10 protein-coding genes are annotated in these 12,355 nt (G+C 62.0%); 9 read left to right on the forward strand and 1 reads right to left on the reverse strand.

Annotation, left to right across the window (positions count from 1 at the left end):
• Nucleotides 1-13 precede the first annotated feature (13 nt).
• Nucleotides 14-826 carry an adaptor protein MecA gene (locus G4C92_RS09610; RefSeq protein WP_274939647.1) on the reverse strand — a complete coding sequence of 271 codons (813 nt, stop codon included), beginning with the start codon at nucleotides 824-826 and terminating at the stop codon, nucleotides 14-16.
• Nucleotides 827-1,706: 880 nt separating this feature from the next.
• Between G4C92_RS09610 and G4C92_RS09615 the strand changes: the two genes are divergently transcribed.
• From G4C92_RS09615 to G4C92_RS09655, 9 genes are all read left to right on the forward strand, one after another.
• Nucleotides 1,707-3,413, forward strand: a complete 1,707-nt coding sequence (locus G4C92_RS09615; protein WP_274939648.1) for a glycosyl hydrolase family 18 protein — start codon at nucleotides 1,707-1,709, stop codon at nucleotides 3,411-3,413.
• Nucleotides 3,414-3,459: 46 nt separating this feature from the next.
• Nucleotides 3,460-4,443: a hypothetical protein gene (locus G4C92_RS09620; protein ID WP_274939649.1), complete on the forward strand. Its 984-nt coding sequence runs from the start codon at nucleotides 3,460-3,462 to the stop codon at nucleotides 4,441-4,443.
• Nucleotides 4,443-5,510 carry an L-threonylcarbamoyladenylate synthase gene (locus G4C92_RS09625; protein WP_274939650.1) on the forward strand — a complete coding sequence of 356 codons (1,068 nt, stop codon included), beginning with the start codon at nucleotides 4,443-4,445 and terminating at the stop codon, nucleotides 5,508-5,510. Before G4C92_RS09620 ends, G4C92_RS09625 begins: the two co-directional genes overlap by 1 nt.
• 72 nt (nucleotides 5,511-5,582) lie before the next feature.
• Nucleotides 5,583-6,212: a uracil phosphoribosyltransferase gene (gene upp, locus G4C92_RS09630; RefSeq protein ID WP_274939651.1), complete on the forward strand. Its 630-nt coding sequence runs from the start codon at nucleotides 5,583-5,585 to the stop codon at nucleotides 6,210-6,212.
• Nucleotides 6,213-6,234: 22 nt separating this feature from the next.
• Nucleotides 6,235-6,720 (forward strand): deoxycytidylate deaminase, encoded by a 486-nt coding sequence (locus tag G4C92_RS09635; RefSeq protein WP_274939652.1) that lies wholly within the window; start codon nucleotides 6,235-6,237, stop codon nucleotides 6,718-6,720.
• Nucleotides 6,721-6,779: 59 nt separating this feature from the next.
• Nucleotides 6,780-8,225, forward strand: a complete 1,446-nt coding sequence (gene proS / locus G4C92_RS09640) for a proline--tRNA ligase (RefSeq protein ID WP_274939653.1) — start codon at nucleotides 6,780-6,782, stop codon at nucleotides 8,223-8,225.
• On the forward strand, nucleotides 8,225-9,634 hold the full coding sequence (locus G4C92_RS09645) for a CCA tRNA nucleotidyltransferase (protein WP_274939654.1): 1,410 nt from the start codon (nucleotides 8,225-8,227) through the stop codon (nucleotides 9,632-9,634). Before proS ends, G4C92_RS09645 begins: the two co-directional genes overlap by 1 nt.
• Nucleotides 9,635-9,699: 65 nt before the next feature.
• The gene (gene pepT / locus G4C92_RS09650) at nucleotides 9,700-10,890 is read left to right on the forward strand and encodes a peptidase T (protein ID WP_274939655.1); all 1,191 of its coding nucleotides are present in this window, start codon (nucleotides 9,700-9,702) and stop codon (nucleotides 10,888-10,890) included.
• A gap of 250 nt (nucleotides 10,891-11,140) precedes the next feature.
• Nucleotides 11,141-12,316 (forward strand): response regulator, encoded by a 1,176-nt coding sequence (locus G4C92_RS09655; protein ID WP_274939656.1) that lies wholly within the window; start codon nucleotides 11,141-11,143, stop codon nucleotides 12,314-12,316.
• Nucleotides 12,317-12,355: the final 39 nt, after the last annotated feature.

The following is a 12,355-nucleotide window of genomic DNA, read 5'->3' on the forward strand; positions in this document are numbered from 1 at the left end:
CGCGCCTGCGGGTTCAGCCTTTCAGCGCGGCGAGCTCCTGCAGAGCGGAATGCGCGATGACGGCGTGTCCGTGCTCCGTGTAGTAGGCTTCCGTGGCCGCCGCGTAGCGGACCGGCGCGCCGTACTCAGAAAGGATGTTGCAGATCTTGTTGTACTCCTCCGGCGTGTGAGCGGACTGATGAATCACCAGCAGATAGCGCTTCTCCTTCTCGAGATGGAAGAGTGTGTTCTTGCCGCGGTAGAATCCGCGCAGCGCGGCGGCGGCACCGATGACGTCATCAAGCGAAAGAAACGAGTAGAGCCGGGTCATGACCGGCGCCGGTCCGCCGGCGGCGCGGGCGTCGGAGGCGTCGGACGCGGTACGTTTCTTCCCGTTTCCGCCCGCCGCCGGTGTCTTGGCCGCGCCGGACGGGTGGGAGGCTGCCTCGTCGGAACGGGACGGCTTCTGGCTCTTCTTGTCAACGTATTTGCGGAACGTATCCAGAATGTCGTCCGCACCGCCGATCGGCGGCGTTTCATCGTCGGGCAGCACATTGCTCGCCGAGAACTTCGCGAAGCGGGTATCCAGCTCCTCCGGATCCTCGACCTTGGTGATCATGACGACCAGCGCGTTTTCCCGCTGGGGGATCGCCTCGATCATCAGCGGCATATTGGCATCATTCGAGAAGCCGCAGGAACGGAACGCCTCGGTCAGCATGTCACGGAACAGCGCGCGCGCCTTCTCGGATCCGTAGGCCAGCTCGCTGAGTACGATATGGCGCTGCTCAAGATCCTCGCGGGTCAGAGTGCAGCGAATCTGGTTCTCACTGATTTTTTCTACCTTCATTCTGATCTCCCTGTGATAATTAAGGCCATTATATCGTACGCTGTCAAGACTGTAAACGGCGTACGGGATTGGAGAAACACGAAAGCCTGCCACACGCCGGCCCGTGCGGGGGACGGGAATCCCGGAGGAGCACGCCGGCGTCCGCCGGCGGCTGGCGCTTTCCCGTTCGAGGGCGGGGACTCCGGATACCCGTCTCCTCCGGAGCGCTGATAAAAGAATGCATCCGGATTCTGTCAGGATTCAACCGGGTTCGTGCAAACCGCTTGACCCGGAAAGGGAGCGTGATAGAATCGGGAACGTAGAGAGGGCCCCCTTCCTCCGGGCGCGTCCGTACGCGTCCGCTGTTAAAGCGATCACGGAATATGCTGACGGTACGGCCGCGCCCCCGCTCAGGCGGGCGGCCGGTGCGGCTGATTTCCGGGCGGCCGCCGGACCGGCGTCCGCGCAGGTTTGCGCGGACGCGGTCCCGGAGCCGCCCGGGTCACGCGGCGCGTCCGGTCTGTCCGGACCGGACCGCGGAAAGGAGGCGCCTTCAGACCGGCGGAAAACGCCGATGGGATGAAAGACTGAAATAAGATAAAGGAAGTGAATACGCACGGCCGGCAGCGACAGACTGCTTGCGGGAGGAGGGACTGCCGGCCGGTCCGTTTTCAGGATGAAGAGAATCGAACCGGGGACATCGTACATCGGCTGTGCACGCGTCCCCGGTCTTGCTGTGCGCCGAGGGCAAATGCATGTGGAGTTTTACGGCGGTTTGTGCCATAATATTCCCTGAATATACGCGGATGGATCCTGAGAGGGGCGGTGTTTTGCAGCTGCCGGAGCGAAGCCGGACAGCAGAAGAGGATCCTCTTTTGCCGGGAGGCGGTCGGGAGTACAGATGGACAGACAGAACCGGAAACAGGAGCTGAGGAGGCGCGCCGTGCTGGCAGCGGCGCTGCTGGCGGCGCTCGCCGCCGCGGCCCTTGCGCTGTTTCATTATATGCCTTCCCGAAAGCATATGACGGCGGCGGATTACTACGGTTTTTCCGGCAGCCGCGATCTCGCCGTGATTGTGGACGACACGATTTCGGAGGAGCCGGGCGTGCTGATCGACGGTCTGCCGTATCTTCCTTATTCGATTGTCGCGGAGAAAATCAACCCCGCGCTCTATTACGACGAGCCGGCCTCGCTGCTGATCCGGACGACGCCGACCGAAATGGAAACCCTGGACCTGGGCTCCGGCAGCACGGAGAACCGGGAGGCCGTGCTGCAGGAAGGAAAGCTGTATCTCGCACTGTCCTATGTCGAATCGGTCACCGCGATGGAGGCTCACTACTATGAGTCGCCCGGCCGGGAGGTGATCCGCACCAACGGGACCCTTCTGGCCGCTTCCTTCAGCAAAAACGCCGCGGTGCGCTACCGGGCGGGGATCAAGAGCCCGATCATCCGGGATATGAAGAAGGGCGACAGGGCCTATGTGCTGGATACGGACGCGGACGGAAGAACCAGCGGCAGCAAGGTGAAGGGCTGGACGTACGTGATGACGTACAACGGATACAGAGGCTATGTGGATGAAAATGCGCTCGGAGAAGCCGCTGCGGAGACACTGAACCTCGAGAATCCGGGCGGAGAGTACACGACGGCGGATACCGGAATCAGCGGGAAAATCAACATGGTCTTTCACCAGACGACGAGCCGCTCCAGCAACCGGACGATGCTCGGCGCGCTGAAGAAGGCGGAGGGCGTGAACGTGGTGGCGCCGACCTGGTTTTCCCTCGATGACACGGAGGGCGGGCTGACCGACATCGCGAGCCGTGCGTATGTGGCCAAGGCGCATCGTCTGGGCGTCAGGGTCTGGGCCGTGCTCAACGATTTTGACGGCGGGATTTCCTCCGCGGATGAAACCGCCTCGGTGCTTGCTTCCTTTGAGGCCCGCACCGCGGTCATCGACCGGGTGGTGGAGCGCGTCACGAAGGCGGGCGCGGACGGAATCAATGTGGACTTCGAGCTGGTACGGGAGAGCAGCTCGGCTGCATTTTCCGAATTCATCAGGGAGCTTTCCATCCGGTGCAGGGAGAAGGGACTGGTGCTCTCAATTGACGCGTATGTTCCGACCTACACGAAATATCTCGACCGTAAGGAGTATGCCGCCGTTGCGGACTTTGTCGTGGCGATGTGCTACGATGAGCATACGGCCGGCTCGGAGGAGGCGGGATCCGTCGCGTCTCTGCCGTTCGTGAAGAAGGGCATTGAGGACACGCTGGCGTATGTCCCGAAGGCGAAGCTGATCGCGGCGATCCCCTTCTATACGCGGGTGTGGACGACGGAGGACGGGAATACGCCGTCCGGCAAGGCATACGGCATGGATGCCGCCGCGTCGTATGTGGAGGAAAACGGCCTCACAGAAACATGGGACGAGGAAGACGGCCAGTACTACGCGGAGAAGACGGAGGGCGGCACAAAGACGCAGGTCTGGCTCGAGGACATCTCTTCCGTCAAAAAGAAGATGGAAGCGATTCAGGAGGCGGACTGCGCGGGCGTCGCGGAATGGAAGCTCGGGCTTGAGAGCCGCGATGTGTGGGCCGTCATTCAGTCATTCATCTGACGGATTTCCGGAAAACCCGGAGTGCAGGGAAAGGAGCGGTAAAACGATGGACGATATGATGTTCAAGCAGGCCATCAGAGGATTCGACAAGGAGGAGGTGCTGGCTTACATCCGCGATCAGCAGAGCCGGCACGGCCAGCAGATCCTGCAGATGGAGCGGGACATCCGGAAGCGGGACAAGGTGATCTCGGAGCTGAAGAGCCGCATCGTCCTCAAGGATGAGCAGCTGGACCGTCTGGAGAACGAGATCCGGACAAAGTACCAGAAATATATCGACAACTACAACCAGATCGGGGAGCTGATCTACGAATCACGCGTCCGGGGCGACAAGATCGTCGCGGACGCTCACGAGAAAGCGGATCAGGTGCTGGCGGACGCGGACGCCAGAGCGAGAAGGCGGATCGCCGGTGTGCAGGGCGAGATCGATGCGAAGCTGCAGGACGGGAAGAAAAAGTATCTCAGAGTGCAGGACGAGATGAACGAGATCGTTGATCTCTTCAATCAGATGCAGAGAAAATTCATGCAGTCCTACAAGGAGGTGCATGAGATCATCCAGAGCATGCCGGCTTCTCTTGACGACATCGATCTGACGGACGGCGACGAGGAGACGGACGACGGGCTGGACCGGGAGCTGCTGCTGGACGACGCGCTGGACGCCGACGACTTTGACGACAGCGATCTCGACGAGCTGCTTCATTTCTCGATCAATGCGAGCGATCTCGACGATGACGACGATCCGGAGGATTTTACTGCGTTTTCGGACAAGGCGCCTTCGGACAAAGAAGCGGGAGCGGCTGCGGACGGCGGACCTTCCGGGAACGCGGAGGAGACGTCGGGATCCGGGGCGGCGGAGGAAACAGCCGCCTCCCTTGCGCCGGAGACGGAAGAGCCGGCCGTATCGGGCGAAACGGCCCCCGGCGGGACGGCTGCGGACGGAAAGACCCCGGAAGACGAAGCGCTCACCGGCGCGGAAACGGCTTCATCCGGACCGGAGGACGGCGGCGCGGATGAGAAGGAGCGGCTGTCCTGATGAAAACGGAAATTGTCAGGGTGGCTCCTGAGGCCATCGACGGCGCGGCGATCGAGCGCGCCGGCGCGATTCTGAAGAGAGGCGGGCTGGTCGCGTTTCCCACCGAAACCGTTTACGGGCTGGGCGGAGACGCGCTCAACCCGGAGGCGTCGAGAAAAATCTACGCGGCGAAGGGGCGGCCTTCGGACAATCCGCTGATCGTCCATATCGCGGATATGGCCCATCTGGAGCCGATCGTCACGTCAGTGCCGCCGCTGGCGGAGAAGCTGGCGGAAGCCTGGTGGCCGGGGCCGCTGACGATGATCTTCGGCAAGACGGATCTCGTGCCTTATGAAACGAGCGGCGGACTCGATACGGTGGCGGTGAGGATGCCGGTCCACCCGGTGGCCGCCGCGCTGATCCGCGCCGCGGGCGGCTATATCGCGGCGCCCAGCGCCAACACCAGCGGCCGGCCGTCGCCGACCGTCGCGCAGCATGTGATCGACGATCTTGACGGCAGGATCGACATGATCCTCGACGGCGGGGAGGTCAATATCGGCCTTGAATCGACGATTGTGGATTTCACGGAGGATGTTCCGGTGATCTTAAGACCCGGCTACATCAGTCTTGAGATGCTCCGGGACCTTCTGGGCGACGTCCGGGTTGACCCCGGCATCACCAGCGAAGGCGAGGAGCGGAATGTGCGCCCGAAGGCGCCCGGCATGCGCTACAGGCACTACGCGCCGAAAGCGCCGCTCACAATCGTTGAAGGCCCGACGGAGGCCGTGATCCGGAGGATCAACGAGCTTTCGCTGGAGCAGATGGCGGCCGGCCGCCGCGTCGGGGTGATCGCCACCGACGAGACGAAGAACCGCTACCACGCGGACAGCGTGCTGGATATCGGGAGCCGGAGCGACGACGAGGCGATCGCCCGTCATCTGTTCCGGGTGCTCCGCACCTTTGACGACGAAGGGATGGACGTGCTGTACACGGAATCGTTCGACACGCCCCGTATGGGGATGGCGATCATGAACCGTCTTCTGAAATCCGCCGGACATCAGGTGATCCGGGCGGACGAAAACGGGTGAGACGGCGTATCTGCCGGGCGCAGCGGCCGTCCGGCAACGGCAGCAGACAAAGACAGACGAAGGAGGCTTCTTATGGGTAAACTGATCATCATGGATCATCCGCTGATCAAGCATAAAATCGGCATCATCCGGGATGAGCGGACCGGGACGAAGGAGTTCCGCGAGATGATTTCCGAGATCGCGATGCTGGAGTGCTACGAATCGACGCGGGATCTGCAGCTCGAGAACGTGGAGATCACGACGCCGATCTCGAACACGACGGTGAAGCGTCTCGCGGGCAAAAAGCTCGCGATCGTGCCGATTCTCCGCGCGGGCCTCGGTATGGTGCCCGGCATGGAGGCGATGATTCCCTCCGCGAAGGTCGGCCATATCGGTATGTACCGGGATCCGGATACGCTGAATCCGGTGGAATACTACTGCAAGCTGCCGGCGGACATCGAGAAGCGCGATGTCTTCGTCGTGGATCCAATGCTGGCGACGGGCGGATCGGCCTGCGACGCGATCGCCCAGCTCAAGAAGCACGGATGCCAGCATATCCGCTTCCTCTGCATCATCGCGGCGCCCCAGGGCCTTGAGCGGCTGCAGAAGGAGCATCCGGACGTGGACATCACGGTCGGCGAGCTGGACGACCATCTGAACGAGATCGGCTATATCGTGCCGGGTCTCGGCGACGCGGGCGACCGTATTTTCGGGACAAAGTAAGAAACCGGAGGCGGAAGGCGGCATGAGCGGGAAGAGAGAGGATTATCTCAGCTGGGATGAATATTTCATGGGCGTCGCGTACCTGAGCAGCATGCGGTCGAAGGACCCGAACACGCAGGTCGGCGCCTGCATCGTAAGCAGGAGCAACCGCATTCTGAGCATGGGCTACAACGGCTTCCCCAACGGCGTCTCGGACGACGAGTTCCCCTGGAGCCGGGAGGGAGAGGACCTCGAGAGCAAGTACTTCTATTCGACGCACAGCGAGCTGAACGCGATTCTCAACTACAGAGGCGGGAGTCTCGAGGGCGCGAAGCTTTACGTGACGCTTTTCCCGTGCAACGAATGCGCGAAGGCGATCATTCAGGCGGGGATCCGGACCGTGGTCTATGACTGCGACAAGTACGCCGACACCCCGTCGGTACAGGCATCGAAGCGGATGTTCGCGGCGGCGGGCGTGCGCGTGGTCCAGTACCACCGCAGCGGAAGAGAGATCCGCATCACGCTGTAAATGCAATCGGCGGCCGCAAGGCCGTAAGGAAATCAGGCAGAAGAAGGGTAAGAACGCAAATGGCTAAGGACAAAAAACTCGTAGAATCAATCACGGCACGCGATGTGAATTTCGCACAGTGGTATACCGACGTGGTGAGCAAGGCGGAGCTGACCGGCTACACGTCCGTGAAGGGCTGCATGGTCTTCAAGCCCGCCGGCTATGCCATCTGGGAAAATATTCAGAAGGAGCTGGACCGGCGCTTCAAGGAGACCGGCGTCCAGAACGTCTATCTGCCGATGCTGATCCCGGAATCCCTGCTTGACAAGGAGAAGGAACATGTGGAGGGCTTCGCGCCCGAGGTGGCATGGGTCACGGAGGGCGGCCTCAACAGACTGCCGGAGCGGATGTGCGTCCGCCCGACGTCGGAGACGCTGTTCTGTGATCTCTACGCGAAGGATATCCAGTCCTACCGGGATCTTCCGAAGGTGTACAACCAGTGGTGCTCCGTTCTCCGCTGGGAGAAGACGACCCGTCCCTTCCTCCGTTCCCGTGAGTTCCTCTGGCAGGAAGGCCATACGGCCCACGCGACCGCGGAGGAGGCGGAGGCCCGCACCCGTCAGATGCTGAATCTGTACGCGGATTTCGCGGAGCAGTATCTGGCGATTCCGGTGGTCCGCGGCCGGAAGACCGACAAGGAGAAGTTCGCCGGCGCCATCCGCACCTACACGATCGAGGCGCTGATGCATGACGGTCAGGCGCTGCAGTGCGGCACGAGTCATAACTTCGGCGACGGCTTCGCCCGGGCCTTCGGCATCCAGTACACGGATAAGGACAACACACTGAAGTATGTCTATCAGACCTCATGGGGAATGACGACCCGGATGATCGGTGCGATCATCATGGTCCACGGTGACGACGACGGGCTCGTTCTTCCGCCGAAGGTGGCGCCGACGCAGGTCGTCGTGATTCCGATCCGCCAGCAGGCGGAGGGCGTGCTCGAAGCGGCCCGCGGCGTTGCCGAGGCGCTTAAGAAGGCGGAGATCCGCGTGAAGCTTGATGACTCCGACCGCTCGCCGGGCTACAAGTTTGCGGATCAGGAGATGCGCGGCTTCCCGATCCGTGTGGAGATCGGCCCGAAGGATGTGGAGAAGGGAACCTGCGTCCTCGTCCGCCGCGACACGCGGGAGAAGATCGAGACCGCGATCCGCGATGTGCCGGCGCAGGCGGCGCGTCTTCTCGAGGACATTCACCAGACGATGTTCAGCCGCGCAAAGGCCTTCCGCGACGCGCATACGGCTGAGGCCGGCAGCTACGGGGAGTTCTGCGACACGATTGAGACGAAGCCGGGCTTCGTGAAAGCGTATTGGTGCGGCGACCGCGCCTGTGAGGACAAAATCAAGGATGATACGCGGGCGACTTCCCGCTGCATTCCGCTGGAGGGCGGGGACGCTCCGGAGGGAGCTGCCTGCGTCTGCTGCGGCCGGAAGGCGAAGAAGCTCGTATACTGGGGCAGGGCTTATTGATGCGTCTGAAATTGCCTCCGAAAGTGGAATATATCATCGACATTCTGCAGCGGCATGGGTTTGAAGCCTATGCCGTTGGCGGCTGTGTGAGAGATTCCGTGCTGGCCCTCACCCCGGAGGACTGGGACATCACCACGTCCGCGAAGCCGGAGGAGGTGAAGGCCTGCTTTCGAAGAACCGTCGACACGGGGATCCGGCACGGCACGGTGACGGTCATGCTGGACGACGAAGGCTTCGAGGTCACGACCTACCGGATCGATGGCCGCTACACCGACGGGCGCCATCCGGATCAGGTGACGTTCACCCCGAATCTGAGGGACGACCTGATGCGCCGGGATTTCACGATCAATGCGATGGCCTACAACGATGAGCGGGGCCTCGTGGATCTCTACGGCGGCATGCAGGATATCCAGCGCCGCGTCGTCCGCTGCGTCGGCGATCCGGACGCGCGCTTCGACGAGGACGCGCTCCGCATCATGCGGGCGGTGCGCTTCGCCGCACGGTTCGGCTTTGCGCTCGAGCCCCGGACGCGGGACGCGATCGGACGCCACGCGGAGCATCTGCGGCTTGTCAGCGCGGAGCGGATCCGGGAAGAGCTGGTGAAGACGATCACGGCTCTCCATCCGGAGCTGTTCCGGGATTTCTACGAACTCGGGATCACGGCGGTGATCCTTCCCGAATTCGATGTCTGCATGAGGACGCCCCAGCATACGCCGCATCACGCCTACAACGTGGGGGACCATATCATCCGATCCATGTGCGAGGTGCCGGCGGAGCCGGTGCTGCGACTCACCATGCTGCTGCACGATCTGGGAAAGCCGGCGGCGAGAACCACGGACGCCTCCGGACGGGATCATTTCAAGGGACATGCCGCCATCAGCGCGAAGATGGCAGACGCCATCCTGCGCCGACTCCGGTTCGACAACGATACCCGGAAGCAGGTGGTGAATCTGGTCCGCTGGCATGACATGAGGCCGGAGCCGACGCCGCAGGCGGTCCGCCGCGCGATGGTGACGGTGGGACCGGAGCATTTTGAGGATTATCTGGCGGTTCAGTGGGCTGACAATATGGCGAAGAGCCGCTACCATCTGGACCGGAAGATGAAACGGCTGGATGCTGTCTATCAGATTTACCGGCGGGTTCTGGCCGACGGGGACTGCCTTCGGATCCGGGAGCTCGAGGTCAGCGGCGACGATCTGAAGGCGGCCGGGTTCAGAGGGCCGGAGATCGGCCGGATTCTCGGACTTTGTCTCGATGCCGTGCTGGAGGACCCGCGCAGAAACCGGCGTGATGTGCTGCTCGGACTGGCCGGATCGGCGGAGAAGGCGGGAACGGCGGTCCGGGATCCGGCCTGCCTGAGTGGCGGGGACGGACAGGAGGCGGAAACGGCCGGACCGGCGGCGCGTTGACAGGCTTATCCGCCCCTTCTATAATCAGCCTGTACGGGTGTTTTTTATAAGACAGAGGTGACGGAATGATACAGAATCAGAAGCTGATCGAGCGTTTTCTGCGCTATGTGCGGATCAACACACAGTCGGCCGAGGATACGGGGCTTTCCCCGTCCACAGCCGCTCAGTTCGACCTCGCCCGCCTGCTGGTGCGGGAGCTTGAGGCGATGGGCGCACAGGTCGATTTCGACGACGAGCACTGCTATGTCTACGCGGTGATTCCGGGAGAGGAGCCGGCGATCGGCTTCATCGCCCATATGGATACGTCGCCGGCAGCCGGCGGCGCGGACGTGAAGCCGCGATTCATCATGAATTACAGCGGCCATGACCGGCTGCTCGACGAGAAGATGTTCCCTGAGCTGCTGAACCATATCGGCGAGGATCTGATCGCGACCGACGGGACGACGCTTCTCGGCGCGGACGACAAGGCGGGCATCGCGGAGATCATGAATCTCGCGGAGTACCTTCTTTCCCACCCGAAGGAGAAGCACCGCACGGTGGCGATCGCTTTCACGCCCGACGAGGAGACCGGGGACGGGACGAAGTTCTTTCACCCGGAACGGTTCGCGGCGAAGGAAGCCTATACGGTGGACGGCGGTAAGCTGGGCGTCATTGAGTACGAGTGCTTCAACGCCGCCGGCGCAAGAGCGGATTTCTACGGCAAATCGGTTCATACCGGGGACGCGAAGAACACGATGATCAACGCCTCGTCGCTGGCGATGCAGTTCGCGTCCATGCTGCCTCCGGCGGAGGTGCCGGAGCACACAGAGGGATACGAAGGCTTCTATCATCTCGACGAGATGGAAGGCCGTGTGGATCACGCCGTGCTCAGGTACATCATCCGCGACCATGACCGGATCCGGTTCGAGGAGAGAAAGGAAGTGCTCCGCCGGATCGCCGCCTATATGAACGAGATGTGGCATCAGCCTGTCGTGGAGCTGACGATCCGGGACCAGTATTACAACATGCTCGATATCATGAAAGATCATATGGATCTGGTGGAGAAGGCGGAGCGGGCTCTTGCCTCTCTGGGTGTCACGCCGCGCACGGAGCCGATCCGGGGCGGTACGGACGGTGCGGCGCTCTGCTTCCGCGGCATCCCCTGCCCGAATCTCTGTACGGGCGGCTACAACTATCACGGACCTTACGAATACGCATCCGTGCAGGAGATGGAAAAGACCGCGGAACTGCTGATTCTTCTTGCTCACGGGAATTAAAAGAAATCCGAAGAAAATGGATCCGGACCGGATTGTCCCGGGGGAAAACCAGAAAAAGGGGAACGGCGCCGGAGAACCGCCCGGCCGGATGATATAGTTACGGGACAGTACGGCCTGAGCGTGCCGGAAACTGGCAGTTCCCGCGCGCTCCGCAGCTGCCGTCCGTCTCTTGTCTTGTTTTTTACGCATGCGCGTGCGGACGGCGAGCCGCAGACGGCGTCTGAATTCATGGAAAGGCAGGGAGTGTGAAATGGAAACGGACAACACACGGATCATGAACGGAGAGAACGACACGGCCGCCAAACGGGCGATGGGCCTTCTGATGACGGTCAGCCATGAGGTTCGCGAGCCTCTGAACGCGATCACGGAGCTTACGGAGCTTGCGCTGCGCGGCAGCCTTCCGGCCTCGACGAGAGGGCAGCTTCGCCGGATCGGGGAGGCGACCCGCTATATTTCCGACATCATGTCGGACCTGCTGGATCTGTCCATGTTCGAGACGGGACGTCTGGCGCTCTCCCCGAAGGAATTTCAGCTTGACCCGCTGATCCGCGAGACGGCGGATCTGTTTTCCGTCCGGTGCAAGGCCGCCGGTGTCTCGTTCACATGCCGGGTCAGCCCGAAGGTGCGTGAAGCCTATGTGGGGGATGCGGGCCGCATCCGGCAGATCGTGACCAATCTGCTGGGAAGCGCGCTGAGCCACACCAGCCGGGGAGGGGAGATCATTCTGGATGTCCGACAGACCCGGGAAGGACATCATTCGGCGGATCTGACCTTTGCGGTGATCGACAACGGCGAGGGTTATGAACCGGAGGCGCTTCAGCATCTGACCGATGTGTATCAGACGGACGAAAACGCGGATGTGGAGCATACCCTCGGACTGACGATCACGTCTGACCTCGTCCAGCTGATGGGCGGCACGATGACGGTGGACTCAAAGGTCCATGTCGGCACGCGGATCACGGTGGAGATCAGTCTGGCGCTGCCGGACGGACAGACGGGCGGGCCGAAGGAGAATGAGGAGCCGTCGGCGATCGACATCGATTTCCAGGGCCGCCGGATCCTTCTGGTGGAGGACAACCAGATCAACGCTGAGGTGACGGCGGATATGCTGGCGGCGCACGGCTTCCGGGTGGAGCATGCCGTCAACGGCGAGGAGGCGGTCACGCTGTTCGAGTCGGCGGGCTCCGGCTTCTATGACGCGATTCTGATGGATATCCGGATGCCGCGCATGAACGGGCTCGACGCCGTGCGCCGGATCCGGGCTTCGAAACACGCGGACGCGAAGGATATTCCGATCATCGCCATGTCAGCCAACGCGTTCGCCGAGGATATCGAGAAATCTCTTGCCGCCGGCATGAACGCGCACCTTTCTAAGCCGGTGGATCAGGAGACGCTGTTCAGATGTCTGGCGGAATATCTGCTGTGACAGCCACAGTTGTTTCAGGTTTCAGAAAGGACGGTTATC

Source organism: Chordicoccus furentiruminis (assembly GCF_019355395.1).
Taxonomy (GTDB): domain Bacteria; phylum Bacillota; class Clostridia; order Lachnospirales; family Lachnospiraceae; genus Chordicoccus; species Chordicoccus furentiruminis.

Excerpts from the sequence above, each read along its gene's own strand:
- G4C92_RS09610 (WP_274939647.1), bottom strand. The coding sequence starts at position 826 with ATGAAGGTAGAAAAAATCAGTGAGAACCAGATTCGCTGCACTCTGACC.
- G4C92_RS09615 (WP_274939648.1), top strand. The coding sequence starts at position 1,707 with ATGGACAGACAGAACCGGAAACAGGAGCTGAGGAGGCGCGCCGTGCTG.
- G4C92_RS09620 (WP_274939649.1), top strand. The coding sequence starts at position 3,460 with ATGGACGATATGATGTTCAAGCAGGCCATCAGAGGATTCGACAAGGAG.
- G4C92_RS09625 (WP_274939650.1), top strand. The coding sequence starts at position 4,443 with ATGAAAACGGAAATTGTCAGGGTGGCTCCTGAGGCCATCGACGGCGCG.
- upp (WP_274939651.1), top strand. The coding sequence starts at position 5,583 with ATGGGTAAACTGATCATCATGGATCATCCGCTGATCAAGCATAAAATC.
- G4C92_RS09635 (WP_274939652.1), top strand. The coding sequence starts at position 6,235 with ATGAGCGGGAAGAGAGAGGATTATCTCAGCTGGGATGAATATTTCATG.
- proS (WP_274939653.1), top strand. The coding sequence starts at position 6,780 with ATGGCTAAGGACAAAAAACTCGTAGAATCAATCACGGCACGCGATGTG.
- G4C92_RS09645 (WP_274939654.1), top strand. The coding sequence starts at position 8,225 with ATGCGTCTGAAATTGCCTCCGAAAGTGGAATATATCATCGACATTCTG.
- pepT (WP_274939655.1), top strand. The coding sequence starts at position 9,700 with ATGATACAGAATCAGAAGCTGATCGAGCGTTTTCTGCGCTATGTGCGG.
- G4C92_RS09655 (WP_274939656.1), top strand. The coding sequence starts at position 11,141 with ATGGAAACGGACAACACACGGATCATGAACGGAGAGAACGACACGGCC.